Source organism: Clostridium sp. (assembly GCF_022482905.1).
Classification (GTDB): domain Bacteria; phylum Bacillota; class Clostridia; order Clostridiales; family Clostridiaceae; genus Clostridium_B.
The window spans coordinates 3,456,888-3,477,281 of sequence record NZ_JAKVOI010000001.1 but is presented as its reverse complement, the minus strand read 5'-3'; the positions used below and the strand labels follow the sequence as shown (position 1 = coordinate 3,477,281).

Annotated in this window: 17 protein-coding genes and 1 other annotated feature; of the genes, 7 read left to right on the top strand and 10 right to left on the bottom strand. The window is 35.9% G+C overall.

All coding sequences use genetic code 11. The features are described 5' to 3' along the window. Positions 1 to 3: 3 nt before the first annotated feature. The 3 genes from LKE46_RS17200 to LKE46_RS17190 all read right to left on the bottom strand — a co-directional run bounded on the left by LKE46_RS17200 (position 4) and on the right by LKE46_RS17190 (position 2,879). A complete protein-coding gene (locus LKE46_RS17200; protein WP_291725303.1) occupies positions 4 to 1,206 on the bottom strand; it encodes a cation:proton antiporter in 1,203 nt (400 codons plus the stop codon). Between the two features lie 50 nt (positions 1,207 to 1,256). Further along, positions 1,257 to 1,311: a sequence feature (sodium ion sensor (DUF1646 type); this cis-regulatory element may regulate processes involved in with the transportation of sodium ions), on the bottom strand. A gap of 138 nt (positions 1,312 to 1,449) precedes the next feature. Further along, a complete protein-coding gene (locus LKE46_RS17195) occupies positions 1,450 to 2,412 on the bottom strand; it encodes an SPFH domain-containing protein (protein ID WP_291725301.1) in 963 nt (320 codons plus the stop codon). Beyond that, the gene (locus tag LKE46_RS17190; RefSeq protein WP_291725299.1) at positions 2,409 to 2,879 is read right to left on the bottom strand and encodes an NfeD family protein; all 471 of its coding nucleotides are present in this window, start codon (positions 2,877 to 2,879) and stop codon (positions 2,409 to 2,411) included. The genes LKE46_RS17195 and LKE46_RS17190 overlap by 4 nt, the downstream gene beginning before the upstream one ends. 79 nt (positions 2,880 to 2,958) lie before the next feature. On the opposite strand from LKE46_RS17190, the gene LKE46_RS17185 reads away from it, so the two are divergent. Continuing rightward, positions 2,959 to 4,272, top strand: coding sequence for a chloride channel protein (locus tag LKE46_RS17185; protein ID WP_291725297.1), 1,314 nt, complete (start codon positions 2,959 to 2,961; stop codon positions 4,270 to 4,272). Between the two features lie 45 nt (positions 4,273 to 4,317). Here the strand turns inward: LKE46_RS17185 and LKE46_RS17180 are convergent, their stop codons facing one another. From LKE46_RS17180 to LKE46_RS17160, 5 genes are all read right to left on the bottom strand, one after another. Further along, complete coding sequence (locus LKE46_RS17180; protein WP_291725294.1) at positions 4,318 to 6,243, bottom strand: NAD(+) synthase; 1,926 nt, start codon at positions 6,241 to 6,243, stop codon at positions 4,318 to 4,320. An 87-nt stretch (positions 6,244 to 6,330) separates the two neighbouring features. Next, on the bottom strand, positions 6,331 to 6,498 hold the full coding sequence (locus tag LKE46_RS17175) for a hypothetical protein (protein ID WP_291725292.1): 168 nt from the start codon (positions 6,496 to 6,498) through the stop codon (positions 6,331 to 6,333). Then, on the bottom strand, positions 6,495 to 7,769 hold the full coding sequence (locus LKE46_RS17170; protein ID WP_291725290.1) for a Ger(x)C family spore germination protein: 1,275 nt from the start codon (positions 7,767 to 7,769) through the stop codon (positions 6,495 to 6,497). Before LKE46_RS17170 ends, LKE46_RS17175 begins: the two co-directional genes overlap by 4 nt. Then, complete coding sequence (locus LKE46_RS17165) at positions 7,753 to 8,862, bottom strand: GerAB/ArcD/ProY family transporter (protein WP_291725288.1); 1,110 nt, start codon at positions 8,860 to 8,862, stop codon at positions 7,753 to 7,755. The genes LKE46_RS17170 and LKE46_RS17165 overlap by 17 nt, the downstream gene beginning before the upstream one ends. Then, a complete protein-coding gene (locus LKE46_RS17160) occupies positions 8,859 to 10,595 on the bottom strand; it encodes a spore germination protein (RefSeq protein ID WP_291725286.1) in 1,737 nt (578 codons plus the stop codon). Before LKE46_RS17160 ends, LKE46_RS17165 begins: the two co-directional genes overlap by 4 nt. 110 nt (positions 10,596 to 10,705) lie before the next feature. On the opposite strand from LKE46_RS17160, the gene modD reads away from it, so the two are divergent. Then, positions 10,706 to 11,554 carry a ModD protein gene (gene modD, locus LKE46_RS17155; RefSeq protein ID WP_291725285.1) on the top strand — a complete coding sequence of 283 codons (849 nt, stop codon included), beginning with the start codon at positions 10,706 to 10,708 and terminating at the stop codon, positions 11,552 to 11,554. Here the strand turns inward: modD and LKE46_RS17150 are convergent. Continuing rightward, positions 11,544 to 12,629, bottom strand: coding sequence for an endospore germination permease (locus tag LKE46_RS17150; RefSeq protein WP_291725283.1), 1,086 nt, complete (start codon positions 12,627 to 12,629; stop codon positions 11,544 to 11,546). The genes modD and LKE46_RS17150 overlap by 11 nt on opposite strands. Before the next feature lie 106 nt (positions 12,630 to 12,735). Between LKE46_RS17150 and LKE46_RS17145 the strand changes: the two genes are divergently transcribed. The 4 genes from LKE46_RS17145 to LKE46_RS17130 all read left to right on the top strand — a co-directional run bounded on the left by LKE46_RS17145 (position 12,736) and on the right by LKE46_RS17130 (position 17,064). Then, positions 12,736 to 14,136, top strand: a complete 1,401-nt coding sequence (locus LKE46_RS17145; RefSeq protein WP_291725280.1) for a spore germination protein — start codon at positions 12,736 to 12,738, stop codon at positions 14,134 to 14,136. Beyond that, positions 14,133 to 15,248, top strand: a complete 1,116-nt coding sequence (locus LKE46_RS17140; protein WP_291725278.1) for a Ger(x)C family spore germination protein — start codon at positions 14,133 to 14,135, stop codon at positions 15,246 to 15,248. Before LKE46_RS17145 ends, LKE46_RS17140 begins: the two co-directional genes overlap by 4 nt. 76 nt (positions 15,249 to 15,324) lie before the next feature. Continuing rightward, positions 15,325 to 16,176, top strand: a complete 852-nt coding sequence (locus tag LKE46_RS17135) for a CvfB family protein (RefSeq protein ID WP_291725276.1) — start codon at positions 15,325 to 15,327, stop codon at positions 16,174 to 16,176. Between the two features lie 33 nt (positions 16,177 to 16,209). Continuing rightward, a complete protein-coding gene (locus LKE46_RS17130) occupies positions 16,210 to 17,064 on the top strand; it encodes a ComEC/Rec2 family competence protein (protein WP_291725273.1) in 855 nt (284 codons plus the stop codon). A 3-nt stretch (positions 17,065 to 17,067) separates the two neighbouring features. Here LKE46_RS17130 and LKE46_RS17125 read toward each other — a convergent pair whose 3' ends face one another. Then, on the bottom strand, positions 17,068 to 19,680 hold the full coding sequence (locus tag LKE46_RS17125; protein WP_291725270.1) for a calcium-translocating P-type ATPase, PMCA-type: 2,613 nt from the start codon (positions 19,678 to 19,680) through the stop codon (positions 17,068 to 17,070). A 227-nt stretch (positions 19,681 to 19,907) separates the two neighbouring features. Here LKE46_RS17125 and LKE46_RS17120 point away from each other — a divergent pair, with 227 nt between their 5' ends. Then, positions 19,908 to 20,330 carry a YaaR family protein gene (locus LKE46_RS17120; protein ID WP_291725267.1) on the top strand — a complete coding sequence of 141 codons (423 nt, stop codon included), beginning with the start codon at positions 19,908 to 19,910 and terminating at the stop codon, positions 20,328 to 20,330. Positions 20,331 to 20,394 lie beyond the last annotated feature (64 nt).

The following is a 20,394-nucleotide window of genomic DNA, read 5'->3' as shown; positions in this document are numbered from 1 at the left end:
AATTTATACAAGCCGACGGATTTTATCCATTTTCATACGTTTTTCATTTTTATGTGAAAATGCCATCTTAAGCAGTACAGGCGTTACAATTGTAGTCAGTATGACAACAATCAGGGTGGGAACAAATATTTCCCCGGATATTATACCCTTCTGCAGTCCTATATTGGCCGTGATTATAGCTACCTCACCTCTTGAAATCATACCTGTACCGATCTGAAGAGATTCACCCCTGCTCATTTTCAGAAGCCTTGCAGCACCTCCACATCCAAGTACCTTTCCTACCAGTGCAACAACAAACATTACTATGGTAATCAGTACCACTTCCAAATTCAAGCCCTTTAAATTTGCCTCAATACCGACACTTGCGAAAAATACAAGTGATAAAAATCCAGAAGAAATTGCCTTGACATTTCTCTCCAGATACTCTCTGTAGGCGAGTGATGAAAGTATAAGTCCACCTATATATGCACCGGTAATAGCAGCTATCCCCAGACTTTCAGCAGCAAATGCAATCAGCAGCGCAAATGCAATTGAAAATACAAGGAGTTCTCTCCCCGGTTTAACATGTCTTGTGAATTTATTTATATGCTTTGGCAGATATACTATTCCAATTATGGAGCATACACAAAACAGGATTACCTTTATAAAAACAAATACAAGAGATGATGCCGCAGCACCTGTTCCAGGATCTGAAGTCTGGGCCATTGCAAGAATTAATGATATAAGTATAAGTCCCAGAATATCATCTATTACAGCCGCTCCAAGAATATTTATACCGGATCTTGTATTGAGTTTACCCAGTTCCTTGAGAGTCTCCACTGTAATGCTTACACTTGTAGCCGTAAGAATAACTCCAACAAAAATGTTTTCCCAGAAATTATTGAAAAACATATATGCACTCAGCGTTCCAAGAACAAGAGGAACTATTATTCCTGACACTGCAATAACAAATGAAGACAGACCGGCCTTTTTCAGCTCCTCCACATTGGTTTCAAGTCCGGCAAGAAACATTAGCATAATCACTCCAAGATTTGAAAGCAGCTTTATATTATCATCATACTGAACAAGATTTAACAGCATTGGCCCCAGTACCACACCAGCTATCAAAGCACCCAAAACCTCCGGCATCTTCAGCTTTCTGCTGATTATTCCCCCTATTTTTGTAAATACAAGAATCAACACTATATCAAGCAAAGTTTTTTCCATACCAAACCTCCTCAATTACAAACACTAAAAAGGGTGGAAAGTCCCTGTCGGACTTTCCACCCTAAAAGTCAAAATCTCGAATCAAATAAAATCATTTGTTCAACCGAAAACTAAATAATTTAAATTACTTAGGCACAATATTAAATTATTGACTATTATTATAGCATATTTTTAAATATTTATCAATTTTTATGCTTAAGAAATCGATAATCTATAACAATTCAATATCATTAAAATTAAACCTTACTTTTCAGCAACTTTACCCGGGGAATCTTTCTGGAGTATGTCTGCAATTGCCGCCATATTACCAAGAGATGATATGGATTCATTTGGCAATATAAGCTTGTTCGCAGGATTCTTTGCCATTTCTTTAAGTGCTTCTATCTGCTTCAATGCTATTACCTTTTCATCCGTACCCGAATCTATTATTGCCCTATTGACCAGACCAATAGCCTTGGATTCCGCTTCGGCAACCTGTTTTATAGCATTGGACTTACCCTCTGCCTCAAGTATCTGGGACTGCCTTGATCCTTCTGCCCTTCTTATATTTGCCTCTTTTTCGGCTTCCGCCTGAAGTATCTTTGCCTGCTTTTCACCTTCAGCCCTTGCTATTTCACTCTGTTTCTGTCCTTCTGCCTGAAGTATTACAGCTCTCTTGTCTCTTTCAGCCCTCATCTGTTTTTCCATGGCCTGCTGTATTTCCGCAGGTGGTATTATATTTTTTATTTCGACAGAGAGAATTTTTATTCCGTAGGCATCTGTTATATCGTCCACCACTTTGAGAAGCTCCGCATTTATCTTGTCTCTTCCCGACAGCACTTCATCAAGAGTCATATCTCCCACTATATTTCTCATATTGGTTATAGTTGAAAATATTATACCTGCTCTATAATCCTCTATATTGTATATGGCATCTTTTGGATTCAATATTCTAAAGAAAATTACATTGTCTATTGATATCTTTACATTGTCCTTTGTTATAACTGCCTGTGGTTCAATATCAAGTATCTGCTGTTTTGTAGATACCTTTCTCCTCATATAGTCGGCAAATGGAATTATAAAATGCCATCCCGGCTGCAGTGTTCTGTGATACTGTCCGAATCTCTCTATTATACTTACATATCCGGTATTTACAACCTTAACGGAGGATACAACAGCAATCAATACAAGTATGAGTATCACCAATAAAATAATACCTGTGATCATTTGGAATCATCTCCCTTTTTTATTAATACTCTGGTTCCATTCATGCCCAATATTTCTATTATGTCACCTTTTTTCAGTTTCATGTCTTGATTTTCAATATTCCACAATACTCCATCCAGCTTTACCGCATTGTTTTTTTCCATTTCTTCATCTATAACTATCTTTCTTCCCCTGTAGGTCTTCTCCCTGAGTGGAGTCGGTTTTACACTTTTCTTTATATTTTTTCTGATGATAGGATAACATACTGCTACCAATATTATACTTACAACTATAAATACCGTAAACTGAATTACTATAGAATAACCCAGTGCATTGGCTATAATTGCACAAATCGCACCTATTGTAAACCAGACAAATAGGAAGGCACTTGTCAACATATCTACTACCAAGGCTATAACTCCTATTGCAATCCACATTACAAGAACCGCCACAAAATCACCTCCATCCCACCATTGTTCTATAAACATTATAACATACATATTAAACTTAAACTAAATATGTGATCATATTTGAAAATGATATAATATAATTAAGAGGTGACTTTATATGAAATCTTCCAGAAAACTTTTCATTAATGAATCAATTTTCATTGCAAGTACATTAAAATGGACTTTTTTATCTGTAATAATAGGTTTATTGGTAGGGTCCTTCATGACATTGTTCATAAAAATTATAGTAATCGGTGTTGATTTTACCTCAAAGTTTAAATTTTATTACTTATTTCTTCCATTAGCATTATTCTTGAGTAGTTTTATAATACTTAAACTTGCCCCTGATGCAAAGGGTCATGGTACAGAAAAAGTCATTGAAAGTGTAAATAAAAATAATGGAAATATGAATATAAATGTAGTTCCTGTAAAACTTTTAACTACATTTATAACTATAATTTTCGGAGGCTCAGTTGGACTTGAAGGACCGGCAACACAGATAGGCGGTGCAATTTCATCTTTCATAGGACAGATAACTAAAATGAATATAATAGACAGACGTCGCCTTGTTGTATGCGGAATAAGCGCTGGGTTTGTATCCATATTCAATGCTCCTGTAGGTGCTGCAATATTTGCCTGCGAAGTCTTATACATAGGGAAAATTTCTTACATAGCTCTTGTTCCTTCCCTCATATCTTCTTTTGTAAGTTACTATATTGGACTATACATGGGAAACAAGCCTCTGATTTTTACTATAAAATATCTGCCCAATAACCAGATAACTGCATTTTTAGAAGTATTTGTCTTTGGTATTATAATTGGATTTTTAGCCATACTTTTTATAAACTTAGTTAAATATGTTGAAAAGTTCTTTAAACAAATCAATATATATGTTCCATTAAAAGGAATTATAGGGGGTATTTTAATAATAGGAATAACTTATATGTTTAATTCCTTTCAGTCCCTTGGAATAGGTGATGGAATTATAACCAGAATTGTTTCAGGTGAAAAATTCAGCAATTCTCTATTTATAAACAAGTCACTGGTAACTGCTTTAACATTAGGATCCGGCGGAAGTGGCGGAATTCTGACTCCCATGCTTTTTATTGGGTCCTCCTTTGGGAATGCCTGGGCACAGATTACTGGTTCAAATGCAGCCTTTTATTCTGCATTGGGCATGACATCATTTTTAGCTGCCTGTTCCAATATTCCTATTTCCTCCATTATAATCGCCATGGAACTTTTTGGGAACCAGGTCGGAATATATTCAGCCATAGCAATAGGAATAAGCTATATAATAGTCGGACATAAAAGTATTTATCCAACTCAACTCGTTATATATTCCAAGACACCATCTGTATCAGTTGACAAGGATATAGAAATAAGTGATATCAAAGAACATATAGTGAGAAGATTTTTCACCGGGAATTAGGTACAGAAAGTCTATCGAAGGATTAACCCCGATAGACTTTATCATCTACTCTATATCTCTGAGCCACAATTCAACACTTGCATCTGAGGGCATTCTCCAGTCTCCCCGTGGTGACAGGCTTACTGTACCAACCTTCGGCCCGTCAGGAATGGCAGATCGTTTGAACTGCTGCGTAAAAAATCTTCTTACGAAAACCTTGAGCCATTTTTTTATGGTATCCTCGGAATAACATTCCCTGAAGGCCTCCTTTGCAAGAAAGAATATCTTATCCGGTTCAAAATTATTTCTTACAAAGTAATAGAGAAAGAAATCATGAAGCTCATAGGGACCAATTATATCTTCTGTTTTCTGGGATATCTTTCCACTGATGTCTTTCGGCAGAAGTTCCGGACTTACAGGAGTTTCAAGTATATCTGTTAAAATACGTGATATTTCATCAGATACTTCTCTTTGCGCCACATACCCTACAAGATATCTCACAAGTGTTTTAGGCACTGAACAGTTTACACCATACATGGACATATGATCCCCATTATATGTGCACCATCCAAGTGCAAGTTCCGACAGATCCCCGGTGCCTATGGCAAGTCCACCCTCCTTGTTTGCAATATCCATCAATATCTGTGTTCTCTCCCTTGCCTGTACATTTTCATAAGTTACATCATGTATTTCCCTGTCATGGCCTATATCCTTGAAATGCTGAAGGCAGGCATCAACTATATTTATCTCCCTTAAATCAGTGTGAAGATTTCTGCAGAGTTCAACTGCATTATTATAAGTTCTGTCAGTAGTCCCAAACCCTGGCAGGGTAACGGTTATTATGTTTTTTCTGGATATATGGAGCATGTCAAAGGTTTTTACTACAACTAGAAGTGCCAGTGTAGAGTCCAGTCCTCCGGAAATACCTATAACGGCTTTTTCGAGTCCTGTATGCTCAACCCTCTTTCCAAGTCCGGAAATCTGTATGTTGAATATCTCCCTGCACCTATCCTCCATCTGCATTCTGTCAGAAGGTACGAAAGGATATCTGGAAATAATCTTGTCACATTTTCCATAGGAGGTGTCTTCAAACTCAAATTTTATATTTCTCACCTTCCATGGTACAGTATTTGCAGCATCCCTGAAGCTTATATTTTTCAATCTCTGCATATTCAGCCTTTCTATGTCCACAATGGAAGTTATAATTTCATTTTTTCTCTGAAACCTGTTGTTGCAACTGTTCATGCTGCCGTTTTCAGCTATCAGCAATTCTCCTCCGAAGACAAGATCCGTAGAGGATTCAAATACCCCCGAGGATGCATATATGTATGAACACATACATCTTGCACTCTGGGATTTTACCAGTTCCTTCCTGTAGTCGGATTTACTTACTATATCATTTGAGGCAGACAAATTACCTATTATATTTGCACCCATAAGGCAAAGATAACTGCTTGGAGGAACCACACTCCATAGATCTTCACAGATTTCAAATCCGAATCTGAAATCCCCGCAGGAAAAGATCATGTTCACCCCGAAGGGTATTTCCTCTTGAAAATATAGGTCTATCTTTTCATCCACTATATCCCTTCCAGAGCTGAACCATCTTCTCTCATAAAATTCTTCATAATTCGGGATATAACTTTTTGGTACAACTCCAAGTATACTGCCATTGAATATTACAAAAGCACAATTATACAGGCTGTAATTATACTCGAGAGGTGCACCTACAGCAATCAATATATCCTTGTTCATGGAATAACTGCATATGTTTTTCAATGCACCTCTTGATTTGTCAATAAGTATTTTCTGCAGGAAAAGGTCCGCACATGTATATGAAGTTACACACAACTCGGGAAAAACCACAAGCTTTGCATTTTTAGATACTGCTTTATCTATACAAAATTTTATATTTTTCAGATTAAAATCCACATCTCCAACATTGGTTACAGGACATGCAGACGATACTCTTATTAAACCCATTGATGACATAAAATTTCCTCCCTAAAGTTTTTTCATTAAATTCATCCGTATATTATCATTATAGAGAATTGTATGAGAATAACAACTCATAAATTTCTACCATCTTACAAATAAAATTATGATTGATATAATTGATACAATTATGGAAATTGCATATGCCCCAAAGGCTCCAAGTCTGTTGCCTTCATTTTTGTACATAAATACACCATAGCTGAAGGTATAGTAATTTGCAGCTATAATCAACAATGAAATTATATATCTCACTTTGTAGTCCTTCCCTTCGAATCCCAGATCTCCTTGGAACCTATCTTGGTTCCCATCTTTCTGATTTTGAAGTCGAGATTCACATTTATTTTGGCTTCCTTATAGTGACTAAGCCAATTGTAATCCTCCCACTCCTGTATGGTTTTAAAATTTTTCGAGACTGCATGGCCGAATCCAAATATATCCGTATTGTATTTTATCTGCGTTTTCTTTATGGTATTGCAGATTCCATCCAGAATAAACTGACTTATATAATTGTTCAGGTCTCCTACCATATTGATTCTTTCATAGTTGATTCTGCTGTGTATCGACTCAATATCCGCTTCAATTTCCAAGTTCACATTTATTACAGGTTTACCATTTTGAAATTCCGCCTTCACTACAGGTCTCTTGTTCATCACAACATATGTTACTATTGGATGATTTTTTTTTCTGGGATCATCAACTGTAATAATGCCTGACTTGAATCTTCCTGTTACCATAAGGTAATATCTTGTTTCATAAGTATCCAGATATCCTACCATTTTGTCACCGTCAAATACTGCAGTACCCGCAATCTGCCTCCCATTTGTATTTTTTATAGGTACATCTCCAGCCTTGAATCCCTTGGCTGGTACCACTGAAGAACCACCTTTCCCGGGTCCTCTATCCTGAACCTGGTGAAAATCATTTACCCCTGCATAAGCTGCTATAGGCTGCTCATAAGTTGAAATGGCATTTCTATAGAATTCAAAAAATCTTTCCTCCGGGAAATAGCTGGTATTTCGGGACTGGGACAATATCAATTCCATCATTTTTGAAATACTTGGCCCTATGCTGGATCTATTGACTTTTATAAAATCTTCCGCTTTTCCCCTTGTAACCATTATGCTTACAGTGCTTCTTATCTCCCTGTACCTCTGTATAGCGGCAATATATTCACCTATTCCCTGTTCCGCAATATCTTCTGAAAACACGAAGGCCTTGACATGCTGTAGTGTTACCTCCCTTGAAACCTCCGTATTCAATAAATCACAAGCTTCTATAATACTGGGCGCCTCTATTGAACTCACATTTCCTCTTGAATTTTCCTGACTGGGGCCAGCATTTTGCACTCCCCTTCCATAGCCGGGGTACTGAAAAGTTATAAATAGTTTATTATTCACTCCTTTGTCTATTCCAATTAATATTGGATATACTTTATGGTCAATTTCCATGGAGTCATAGCATCCTGTCAAAAAAAAGGCCGTCATAAAAACAAGCACTGTAAAGATACTAATTTTTCTGTACATCTGACTTCCTACCTCCCTTTTTCATGACAATGGATACTATTAGGACAAATACCGGTATCAAATAATTCAATATAAAACTGTACTCTCTTATAAACACAAGTTCCAACTCAAGAAGCTGTGAGAAATTTTCAGGGAGTACAGCCCCTACAAAGAGCAAAATGAGAAATGATACTGTAGGCGGTATGTGATTCTTTATATCAAACACCTGGCAATATATACTAACAGCCATGTAAAAACCTACTGCTGTATTCAGTATAGTTGGAACAATCCAGGTTACAAGAAATAAGGATTCCACCCTTTCAATAAAACGGCTGAAATAAATTACCCTGCTGAGTTCAAACAATCCCGATATGTTTTCACTCCCCGCACCATAGGTAAATGTCATCAAATAACATAGGGTTGTAAGCCCAAATATTGTTCCAGCCAGGACAAGACTTATAATTCCCGCCCTTTTTACAATATCAATTCCATGTATGGAATTTACAATAAAAAACAATATTACTACTTCACTGTATGCAGAACTTCTCACCACTGCGCCCTTTAATGTATTCAATATTCCATATCCCAGATAGGGTGCAAGATTGCTCATATTATAATTTGGTGAAGCCATCAAGAATATAATTACAATTCCAAATATTACCGGTAAAAATACAACTGCACATAATCTTCCTATTGTTTCAAATCCAAGACATACAATTACAGCTGTCAGAATCAGAATAATTATTATTATAAGACTTGCTGGCGTCCGCGGAAGGTTATAGCTCTTTATCATGTCTACAAACTCCCTCAAGTTGGCACTTGTATAGAAAGTAAAGTATATACAAAATGCAATTCCTGTGATTTTCCCGATAAATTTTCCCAATACCAGCTCAAATATTTCTATAATATTATGCCCGGGAAATTTTCTCATGAGAATACATATGATCAGGAAAAACAGAATACTTAAAATACAGGACATAACCGTACAGTACCATGCAGCTGTACCAAACTTATAGACTATTACAGCCGTACTCGTGTAGAATATTTTATCCAAAAGAAAAATCATGACAATACATACAGTTTCATATAATCCTATATTGCCTTCCCTAATCATAATTTATCCTCATTATAATCTGCATCTTCCTTGGTCCATTTTTTAGATATTTTAGGTTGTTTTCTCAAGTTCAAAGGATTTATAGGATCCGGCCTCATTTCCTGCCTCCACAATGGTTTGCTCAAAACAGTATCACTGGCTTTTCTGGTTTTAGGTGCCATAATCGATAAAAATGGCACTCCGAATGACTTCAGGCTTACAAGCATTGTAGCAGTCACTACTATTCCAATTGATATACCCAAAAAACCAAGCATGGCCCCAAGTACTATAAAAATAACCCTGAATATCCTGACTCCATAGCTGAGACTGAAATCCGGTATGGAATAATTGCCCAGTATTGTAAATGCAACAACTATTATGAGCACGGGACTTATTATACTTGCTTCAACAGCTGCCTGGCCAAGTATGAGAGCACCTACTATTCCAATTGTATTTCCTATGATACCTGGTATTCTGACCCCTGCTTCCGTTATCAGCCCAAAAGCCGCTTCCATAAAAAATATCTCCAGAATAGTCGGGAATGGTACGTCCTCTCTTGCAGTTGCAATGGCAATGAGAATAGAGGTAGGTATCATTTCCTGATGAAAATTCACAATGGATATATAAAGCCCTGGAAACATTACAGCTACAAACATTCCCATTATCCTTATAATTCTCAAGAACAGGGTATACTGCCATTTCAAAAAATCATCTTCTGCGGTATGAAACATCAGTGAAAATGTACTTGGTACAATTATTGCAAAAGGAGTGGCAAAACTTATAATTGCCACCTTGCCCTCCATAATATAGTGTGCTGTTCTGTCCGGTCTTTCCGTAGAGAGTACAGTTGGTACAATAGACCAGCTGTTGTCCTCAATATACTGCTCCAGCATACCGCTTCCAAGTATGGCATCTGTGTCTATGCTGTTGATCCTCCTTTTCACTTCATCTACTATGGCAGGATTCACTATTCCTTCCATATACATTACTGCACAGTCAATATTATTGTTCTTGCCAATTCTCAATTTTTCACTTATCAAATTCCTGTTCTTTATAATTCTTCTTATTAGGGTTATGTTGGTATCCAGATCTTCATTGAATGCTTCCTGGGAGGCTTTTACAGCTCCTTCAATCTGAGGTTTATCCACATTTCTCTTTTCAAATCCTTTGGTATAACATATCAGGTAATTGCTTGCCCCATCTATGTAAAGAGCTGTATTTCCCTCCAGGATTTCATCCACGATATTTTTTACATTGTTGCATTTTTTATTTCTGCTGGTTTGTATTACCTGATCAAATATGAAATCTATCTCATTGTCACTGCCATTATTGTGAATATGACAATTTTTTTTATCGTCAATTCTATAACTCAAAAGCGGCCTCATTATAAAGGTATCTATCATAGTATTGTCTACCATTCCTCTCAGATATACCATAATTCCATTGTATTTATCTCCAATTCTAATTCTTTTTATATTTATGCCCTTGTTTTTAGGACAATATAATATCTTTTCCATAAGCTGCACATTTTTCTCAATACCATCCGGTATTTTATCTCCATCACTTAATTTTACATAATTCTCATCATCAAATCTGTTCATATTTACATCGGAATCCGGACCACTGCAATTGTTCTCTGCAGTCTTTTCATCCTTTTCATTTACCTCAGGTATGACAAACTCCCTGACTTTCTTTTTTTCTTTATATGTAATAAGTGACATAAGTTTTTCAAATGCATTTTTACGTTTTTTCATATTATCCACCCCTTTGGCATATTATCTGCAAAAAATATATTTTTTATGAATATTACCATTATCAAATTCAGATAAATCTAATATAATAGCTTTAATGGAGGTATGTAAAAATGTATATTTCAGATGAACTAATAGAAAAATTAATTAAAGAAGATTCACCTTATATGGACCTGACTACCTTGATTCTTGGAATCGGAAATATAACTGGTTCCATACGGTTTTTTTCCAGAGAAGATGCCGTATTATGCGGTACTGAAGAATGCACACGAATATTCGACAGGTTAAACATAGAGGTAATAGCAGCAAAACCTTCCGGAAGCCCTATAAAAAAGGATGAAATATTTCTCGAAGGCAGGGGAAGCGCTGAAAACCTGCATACAGCCTGGAAGATATGTCAGAATATTATCGACTACAGCTCCGGAATAGCTACAAAGACAAACAGGCTGCTCCAAAGGGCTTCGAAAGTAAATCCTGATATATCCATATTGACAACGAGGAAAAATATACCCGGAACAAAAGAGCTGTCCATAAAGGCAGTTATATCAGGGGGAGGATTTCCACACAGGCTGGGATTGTCGGAAACCATACTGATTTTCAAACAGCATATGAACTTTCTAAGCGGTATAGATGGGCTGATCAAACTTCTTCCTGAAATAAAGCACAAAGCCTGTGAAAAAAAGATACTTGCAGAAGTTGAAACGCTTGATAATGCAATTACACTCTGTAAAAACGGCATTGATGGAATCCAATTCGACAAGATTCCTTCAGAAATTTTGAAAACATATGTAGCCGCACTTAAAAGCATAAATCCATCCGTAATCATACTGGCTGCCGGCGGAATAAATGAAACCAACATTGAAGATTATGCTGAATCAGGAGCTGATGCCATTGTAACTACTTCTGTCTACTATTCAAAACCCATTGACATCGGCTGTAAAATAGAACCTTTCAATTCCTGACTTTGTTCTTAAAATTAAAGATGGTGAAGGCTGCGATTGGAAGTATGAAGAATAGAACAATGCATATATAAATATATATGTTCAGAAGTTTAAATAGAACCAGGAGCTTTCTGGCTGAAAAATACGAAATTATGTACACTATGAGAGTCAATACAATTTGAATTTTAAGTGACGGAAGTTTATATCCCGGCCTCAGTTCCTTCAATATAACCATGATTGAAAAAAATGATGCTATATATTTTGCAAACCAGGAGGCTATAGTCTGAAATATTACATAAAATTCTCCGCTGGCAATAAATCCAAAATAGGTTACAAGCTGTGTCTGAATCAATTTTCCATATACAAGTGTACTGGCTCTTTCGGAATTAAAAGTCGCAAGCAGCCCAATTGTAGACACTATAACCATCTGTGCTATAAATAAATTTGAAAGGAATGCATACTTTCTCAGTTTTTTATCTGTTTTTAACTGGGATAAAAGTGGAATAACAATGGAAATTGATGAATACATTCCTACAGTCTTTACTATGGATGTAAAAAAGTTAATATTCAATCCATTTTGGAAAATTGGAAACAGCCTCCTGTAATCTTTATACTGTTGTGTGAGTATTGATAAATTGATTCCGTTAAATACGGATATCACCATGGAAATTATTATTACAATCATTACAGACTGTTTTCCATTTTTTACAATATATAGGCCCGGAAGCACTACAAATAGTGCTATGTACCATACTGGGCTTTCTATAAACATGTTGGTATGCATGACACTGGATTCTACCGATGCCGATTCCACCAGTGACAGGAACATTCCCAATACAAATATTGCCAGCAAACATCTTCCCAGAAGTTTTCCAAATGCCCCGTCAAATACATCAATTATACTTTTACATTTGTTTTTGACCCATATATTTACTATATAATCAAAATATAGGATCATTATTACACAGGCTGCTATATCAGCCACCCAGCTGTCCCTTCCTGAAAGATTAATGAATATTTCAGGATAAGTCTTCTGGGAGGCTATGGAAACTGCACATATCAAAAAGAATATATGCTTAAAATTCAACTTATCCATAAAATTTCTCCATTCCAAATCATATCTAATGTTTACAATAATATTATTGACCAAAAGATGAATGTTATCCAAATTAAATAGAAACACTAACTATGGGTGATTATTTATGAATGATTATTTAAACTATATCTGCGACAAATTAAAAAACAGCTCAGATTTCAAGAAACGTACCATAAATTCCATATGCGGGAATATATATCTGCTGTTCATAGACAATTTATGCAATTCCAAATTCATAAGTGAATACTTGATTGCTCCCCTTATGAGGATGGATAAAAAAACCATAAATTCAAATATAATAAAGGAAAAGGTTCTATACGGAAATTCAATAGGAGATGTAAAATCAAAGGATGATGCCATCATACATATTTTGTCCGGAGATGTGGTAATAATATTTGATAATATGGAAAATGCACTCTTTTGTGAAGCAAAGGGATTCTCAAAACGAGGTATAGAGATACCTATAACAGAAGCTGTATTAAAAGGACCAAAGGAAGGATTCAACGAGTCCATCATGGACAATATTTCACTTATAAGGCGAAGGATAAAGAACCCGGAACTCAAAGTAAAATTCTTTAATATAGGAAAGGACAGCAACACAATCACAGCTCTCATATACATGGAAAACAAAGCCCCTGAAAGTCTTATATCCAGACTGGAGGCCACGATTAAGAATATGGATGTAAACTTCGTACTTGATTCAAATTATATAGAAGAGCAACTAAAAAGCAAAAAAACACCTTTTGATACTGTTGACTACAGTGAAAAGGCCGACGTCACATCATCAAAGATACTTCAGGGAAGAGCAGCCATACTTGTAGACGGTACTCCTTTCTGCATAACCGCACCCTATTTTTTCATAGAGAACTTTCAAGTTCCCGATGACTATTATCTGAATAAAATATATGCCAATATAATAAGGATAATACGGTTTATTGCCTTTGGAATCAGTATACTTCTGCCGGGATTGTATGTTGCTCTCACGACTTATCATTTTTCACTCATACCAATAGAATTCACATTCAGGCTTGCTGTTTCCAGAGCTTATGTACCATTTCCCACAATATTGGAAGTATTCATAATGCTGTTTTTCTTTCAACTTCTAAGGGAAGCCGGAATACGTCTGCCTCAGCCAATAGGTCAATCCATGAGCATAGTCGGAGCATTGATACTTGGCCAATCAGCTGTAAGTGCAGGCCTTACCTCCCAGTCTACAGTAATAATAATAGCCCTGGCTTCAATATGCTCATTCCTGGTTCCCAAATTGTATGGCGGAATGCTCGTATGGTGTGTAATCATACTATTTTCATCTTCACTTATAGGAATAATGGGATTTTTTATGGGTCTGTTTATGCTGATATCCCACCTGGCCTCTCTGGACAGCTGCGGATATCCTTTCCTTCTTCCTCTTGGAACAGGCAAGCAGCTAAAGTACAATGATATTTTATACAGAAACGATTTGAATACTATTTCCAACAACAACCTAAACGGAGATGATAAAACATGAAAAAAATGCTCTGTTTATTTTTCATAGTTTGCAATATATTCCTGGTTGGATGCTTCAACTATAATGATCTTGACAAACAATTATTTGCGACTGCCGTTGTAATCGACACAGACCATTGTGGAAATCCAGTGGTCTACGTAGAAAGTTTCAAACCTGAAAAGACGCCTTCAGGAACTGTGGGCGGCGGACAGAGAATATTGTTCAGGGGATCGAGAAAGACAATATTTGAAACCCTGAGGGATATAGATCTGTCATCAAGCTATAAATTGAACTATACCCAGACAAGGGCAATAATATTTACTGAAAATGCCGCCCAAAAAAACATGTGTGATTTTATAGATATATTTTCAAGGGATCAGGAATTTGTACTGAGAAGTTATATAGCTATTTTGAAAGGAGATCCCGAAAAATTCATAAATACAAAGTTGAAGGAACAGGAATACATAGGTGTCTTTATAAATGATGTAATAAGAAATATACCTGCATCTTCAAGGTCTGTAACAGCTACATTAAATGATTTTCTAAACAGTATATACACACAACAGCATACTTCCGTATTGACCATGATAGAGTTGAAATCAGACCAGCCCGAACCCAAATTGGCACTTAACGGAGGAGCAATAATAAAAGATTGCAAGCTTGTAGATATTCTAAAAAAGCAGGATGGTCTGGGATACAATTTTCTTGTAGACGATATAAATGGAGGGTCATTGGAAGTAACCAATCCAACTATACCTGACAATTATATAACCCTTGAAATACTAAGGAGCAAAACTCATACCAAGATTTACTACAATAATAATAAAAACATATTGGTAAAAAAGATAATAAACATCAAAACATCCGTAGCAGAAGCTGAAAACCAGTTTCTCATGGACGACGCAACTGTAACAAAATTGAAGCAGGAAGCTGAAAAAAATATCAGAGACAGCTGCCACAATGTATTTGAAAAATACAAGCTGAAGAAAATGGATATATTCCACATACAACAGTGCTTTGAAAGAAAATATCCAAGAATCAAAATTCAGAATCCCCTCGAACAAAGTTCCCTCGAGGTGGAAGTCAATATAAGCATAGAAGGTTCCTCTAGAAAGACCAATTTTGAAAAATAAATATATGATTCCCTTGATTATTGCTATATAATTGTTTTAGAACAATTATAAAATACAATTTGAAGGAGAAATAACATTGATAAGATTAGGAGAATTTAACGATTTAACGATAGTCAGAAAAGCATCCTTTGGCTATTACCTTGATGCCAATACAGGAAATACAGACGATGATATACTTCTTCCAAATGGAAGTATATTAAAAGATGAAATTAAAATTGGAGATGAAATTCATTCATTTATATACAGGGATTCAAAGGACAGATTGATAGCTACAATGAAAACTCCGCTTGCAAAAGTAGAGGATATAGCCTATTTGAAAGTAGTTTCCAATGCCAGTTTCGGAAGTTTTATAGATATAGGTCTTGAAAGAGATGTATTTGTACCTATGGCAGAACAGAAATACAAATTGATTCCTGAGGCTCATTATCTTTTCTATATATATGTTGACAAGACTGGCAGACTGGCAGCTACAACCAATATTGACAAATATCTGATCAACATGGATGCAGAAAGTGGTTATAAAATTGGCGATGAAATCTCCGGTATAATATATGGGTTCCAGAAAAATGGAAATGCCATGATTGCAATAGACAATAAATACAGGGGAATCATTTTAAAAAATGAATATTTTACGGAACTAGTTCCAGGACAAAAAATAAATCTCAGAATCAAGAAGTTTTATGATGATGGGAAACCTGTGCTTTCTACAAGACAGAGACCTTCAAGGGAAAGACTTTCACTTGAAGATACTATACTCAAATATTTGAAGGATAACGGCGGATTTATGAAATACAATGACAAAAGTTCACCTGATGAAATAAAAGAAGTATTTCATGAAAGTAAAAATTATTTTAAAAATGCCCTCGGAGGTCTCATGAAGAGAAAGCTCATAGTTCAGGATAAATCAGGTACAAAACTAATAAAATAAAAATAGTAGTTTTTATTACTGGAGGCATTTCAAATGAAAAACAGACTAATATTTATATTCACTTTTATATTAATTATGTGTATTAGTATGTTTAACTGGAACATAACATATGCAAATCTTGGAGGTCCGGAGGTACATTTCCTGTACACGGGTCAAAGTGACTGCATACTCGTAAAGACAGGTAATAAAAACTATCTGATAGATACCGGTCAGGCTTATTATACCAAAAGGATATTGCGGTATCTAAATCTAAACAAGGTGGGTAGATTAAATGGAATAATAATCACTCACTACCATGATGATCATTATGGTGGACTGATTAAAATTGCCAAATCAGTAGAAGTATCCAGAATATACCTTCCGAACAATAAAAATGATATTAAACATGTTCTATCCAGATCACTTTCAAAATTGAATATTCCTGTGGAATATATAGACAAGGGCTGGAGTATAAACTCTCCAAAATTGCATCTCAAAGCCATCGCACCCGTAATCAAGAACAAAAAAACATCAAATTCCAATTCAGATGAAAATAACAATTCAATAGTTCTTCAGGGCAAAATAGGCGGTATATCCTATCTGTTTGCAGGGGACTGTGAAAAGAGAGAAGAAAATGACATGATTGAATCAGGTTTATTAAAGGAATGTGATATTTTGAAAGTTCCACACCATGGCATCAATACAAGCACGGACAGCACGCTTCTAGGCATGATAAAACCAAAAGCAGCCGTTATAACGAGCAATGGAAGAACTCCAAATGCATCCGTTATAAAAAGGCTGCTGAAAAACAATGTAATAGTTTTGAGAACAGATCACCAGGGTGATGTAATAGTGCGTAATAGAAGTATCTTCTGTGACAGAAGCAATATAAAGATCAAATTCAGGTAAACTCTATTTTCTTCTAAATATCTTGAAAATTTCATTTAAAATCAATGGTATGAGTGAAAGGAGAATTACAAAAATCCAGTCATTCACGGTAAGTCTGTATACCTTGAACAGGGATGACAGAACCGGTACGGAAATTACTATATTCTGAAGAAGTATTCCAATCAATATTGATCCTATCAAATACTTGTTTGTAAAAATTCCGACTTCAAATATTGACTTGCTGTGATGTCTCATACTCAGAGTATAAAACAACTGGGATACACTCAGAACTACAAATGCCATGGTCTGTGCATGCATTAGAGAATCAGGATATCTCACAGTTCCTACGTGAAAAGCAACAAGAGTCGTAATTCCGATTATAAACCCATCCAGCACAAGAATCATTCCATTCTTTCCTGAAAAAAGTCCTTTTCCTGAATCCCTCGGTTTTTCTTTCATTATATCGGGATCTCCAGAATCAACTCCCAGTGATAAAGCTGGAAGACTGTCTGTTATAAGATTGATCCACAGAAGATGTATGGGTCTTAAGATTGCAGGCCATCCAATAATTATGCCGATAAAAAGTGCTACTATTTCGCCTATATTACAGGAAAGTAGAAAACTTATTGATTTTTTTATATTGTTGTATATGTTCCTTCCTTCTTTTACCGCAGACACAATAGTAGAAAAATTATCGTCTGTAAGTATCATATCCGAAGCGCCCTTTGCAACATCTGTTCCAGTTATCCCCATTGCAACTCCTATATCTGCAGCCTTCAGTGAAGGTGCATCATTTACTCCATCGCCTGTCATTGAAACTATGTTTCCCTTTTTCTGAAGTGATTTTACTATTTTTACTTTGTGCTCGGGAGACACCCTTGCAAAAACCCGCAAATTATCTATACTCCCGGATATGTCCTCTTCGCTCATTCTGTCAAATTCAGCTCCCAATATGGCCTGTGATTCATCCTCTGCTATTCCGAGATCTTTAGCTATGGCAAAAGCCGTATTCTTGTGATCGCCTGTTATCATTACAGTCCTTATACCAGAAGATTTGCATTCTTCTATTGACTTCTTTACATTTTCCCTTGGAGGATCTATCATTCCATAAAGTCCTACAAAGGTCAAATCATTTTCCAGGGAATCCATGTCCGCATGTTCCCGGGATTGAATGTCTTTAAAAGCTGTTGCAAGAACTCTTAATGCCTCATCCGACATGTCATTTGAAGCAGACAGTATATTTGATTTTATTTCATCAGTAATTGGAACAATCTTTCCCTCTAAAACAACACTACTGCATATATTGACAAGATTGTCTACCGCTCCTTTGGTAATCACTCTTTTTATATCTCCATATTTGTTTACAGTAGTCATCAACTTTCTTTCAGAGTCGAAAGGTATTTCATGTGTCCTTTTATGCAGATTATCTTCAGCATCCTTGAACATATTGAATCTGCCTCCTACTTCCAGAAGGGCTATTTCAGTTGGATCACCTGTTTTGGAATCCTCGGTATAGGTGGCATCATTGCACAGCATCATATTTTCAAGAAGTATTTTCTCGGACACATTGTTTATATCCAGGCTGGATATATCTTGAGTTTTATTGTCTGTATAAAATTTCGTCACCGTCATTTTGTTCTGTGTAAGAGTACCAGTCTTGTCGGAACATATAATATTTACAGCCCCCAGGGTTTCAACTGCAGGCAGCTTTCTTATAATGGCATTTTCCTTTATCATTCTCTGCACACCCATGGCGAGAACTATGGTGACTATTGCAGGAAGGCCTTCAGGTATGGCGGCAACAGCCAGGCTTATAGCCGTCAGAAGCATTTCGAATAGATCTCTTCCCTGTATCATGCCTATTATAAATATAAGCAAACATATTCCTACAGCTGCTATACCAAGCACAACCCCAAGCCTGGCAAGTTTTTTCTGGAGAGGGGTAAGATTTTTTTCATCACTCTCAAGCATACCTGCTATTCTTCCTATCTCGGTATTCATACCTGAAGCTACAGCAACACCCGTTCCTCTCCCGTAAGTTACAAGTGTGGACATAAATGCCATATTCTTCTGATCTCCAAGTGCCACATTCCCACTATTTGAAATGGCTTCCGGCGATTTTTCAGATGGTACCGATTCTCCTGTAAGTGCAGATTCGTCTATCTTCAGACTTGCAGTTTCTAACAATCTGATATCACATGGTACATATCTTCCTGCATCCAGTATTACTATATCACCTACTACAATATTTTCGGAAGGAATCTCAAAAAGCTGTCCATCCCTTTTCACAACAGCCTTTGGTGTTGTGAGCTTTTTCAGTGATTCAAGTGCCTTTTCCGCTTTTGACTCCTGAAGCATTCCTATGACAGCATTGAGTACTATAATAATTCCTATGATTACAGCATCGCTTATTTCCTTGAGAAAGGCCGAAACAAGTGCAGCTGCCAGCAATACATATATAAGGGGATCATTTACCTGTTCAAAAAATAGTCCAAAAGTCGATTTTTTTTTCGTGTCCTTGAGTCTGTTCTGTCCAAATTTTTCGAGCCTTTCAGCTGCCTCATGGCCAGTCAACCCGTTCTGCAGATTCGAACCCACTTCATTTATTACTTCTTGACTGCTTTTATCAAGCCACATAATACCACCCTGCTTTCTTTCTATTAGAGTTATTTTTTGAATATAATCTATTCTTATACATCTCAATTACTGTATATTTGTATAAAATTATACTATATGGAATAATAAAACTCAATATATAGTATATAAAAGCTTATTCATAATTATTATATTTTTTAATATAAAATACCTATATTTTTATATTGATATCCTATATAATATATGTAACAGGCTAAGGGAGGTGTCTTATGGAAATTTCTAGAATAGGAAGATCTTCTACTACTTCCTCTAAAAATATAAATATAAAAACAAAAAAAGATTTTTCACAGAGTTTCAATTCCCAGATGGAAAAGAAATCTGAAGAACAGTTGAAAAATATGTTCGATGATATCAAAAAAAGAGGCAATAGGCTGTCAATTACCAAATGTTACTCGGATGTCAGAGTTTATAAAAAGATGATAAAGGAATATTTGAAATCCGTATTGAATTATATGTACAGTGTAAAAAAGGATATAAGCTTCTGGCAGACACAATATTTTATTACAGTTGAAACTATAGACAATAAACTTGAAGAACTTACAAGCATGCTAATGAACGAACAGAAAGAAAATTTGAACATAGCCTCAACCATAGATGATATAAGTGGTCTCCTAGTTGACATATACAAATAAAAAACACTACTGACAATGCTGTATTTATACATTGGAATAGTGTTTTTTCATAGGATACATACTT

Excerpts from the sequence above, each read along its gene's own strand:
- modD (WP_291725285.1), top strand. The coding sequence starts at position 10,706 with ATGTATATTTCAGATGAACTAATAGAAAAATTAATTAAAGAAGATTCA.
- LKE46_RS17195 (WP_291725301.1), bottom strand. The coding sequence starts at position 2,412 with ATGATCACAGGTATTATTTTATTGGTGATACTCATACTTGTATTGATT.
- LKE46_RS17170 (WP_291725290.1), bottom strand. The coding sequence starts at position 7,769 with ATGTACAGAAAAATTAGTATCTTTACAGTGCTTGTTTTTATGACGGCC.
- LKE46_RS17120 (WP_291725267.1), top strand. The coding sequence starts at position 19,908 with ATGGAAATTTCTAGAATAGGAAGATCTTCTACTACTTCCTCTAAAAAT.
- LKE46_RS17185 (WP_291725297.1), top strand. The coding sequence starts at position 2,959 with ATGAAATCTTCCAGAAAACTTTTCATTAATGAATCAATTTTCATTGCA.
- LKE46_RS17150 (WP_291725283.1), bottom strand. The coding sequence starts at position 12,629 with ATGGATAAGTTGAATTTTAAGCATATATTCTTTTTGATATGTGCAGTT.
- LKE46_RS17165 (WP_291725288.1), bottom strand. The coding sequence starts at position 8,862 with ATGATTAGGGAAGGCAATATAGGATTATATGAAACTGTATGTATTGTC.
- LKE46_RS17180 (WP_291725294.1), bottom strand. The coding sequence starts at position 6,243 with ATGTCATCAATGGGTTTAATAAGAGTATCGTCTGCATGTCCTGTAACC.
- LKE46_RS17190 (WP_291725299.1), bottom strand. The coding sequence starts at position 2,879 with ATGTTTATAGAACAATGGTGGGATGGAGGTGATTTTGTGGCGGTTCTT.
- LKE46_RS17140 (WP_291725278.1), top strand. The coding sequence starts at position 14,133 with ATGAAAAAAATGCTCTGTTTATTTTTCATAGTTTGCAATATATTCCTG.
- LKE46_RS17145 (WP_291725280.1), top strand. The coding sequence starts at position 12,736 with ATGAATGATTATTTAAACTATATCTGCGACAAATTAAAAAACAGCTCA.
- LKE46_RS17160 (WP_291725286.1), bottom strand. The coding sequence starts at position 10,595 with ATGAAAAAACGTAAAAATGCATTTGAAAAACTTATGTCACTTATTACA.
- LKE46_RS17125 (WP_291725270.1), bottom strand. The coding sequence starts at position 19,680 with ATGTGGCTTGATAAAAGCAGTCAAGAAGTAATAAATGAAGTGGGTTCG.
- LKE46_RS17200 (WP_291725303.1), bottom strand. The coding sequence starts at position 1,206 with ATGGAAAAAACTTTGCTTGATATAGTGTTGATTCTTGTATTTACAAAA.
- LKE46_RS17130 (WP_291725273.1), top strand. The coding sequence starts at position 16,210 with ATGAAAAACAGACTAATATTTATATTCACTTTTATATTAATTATGTGT.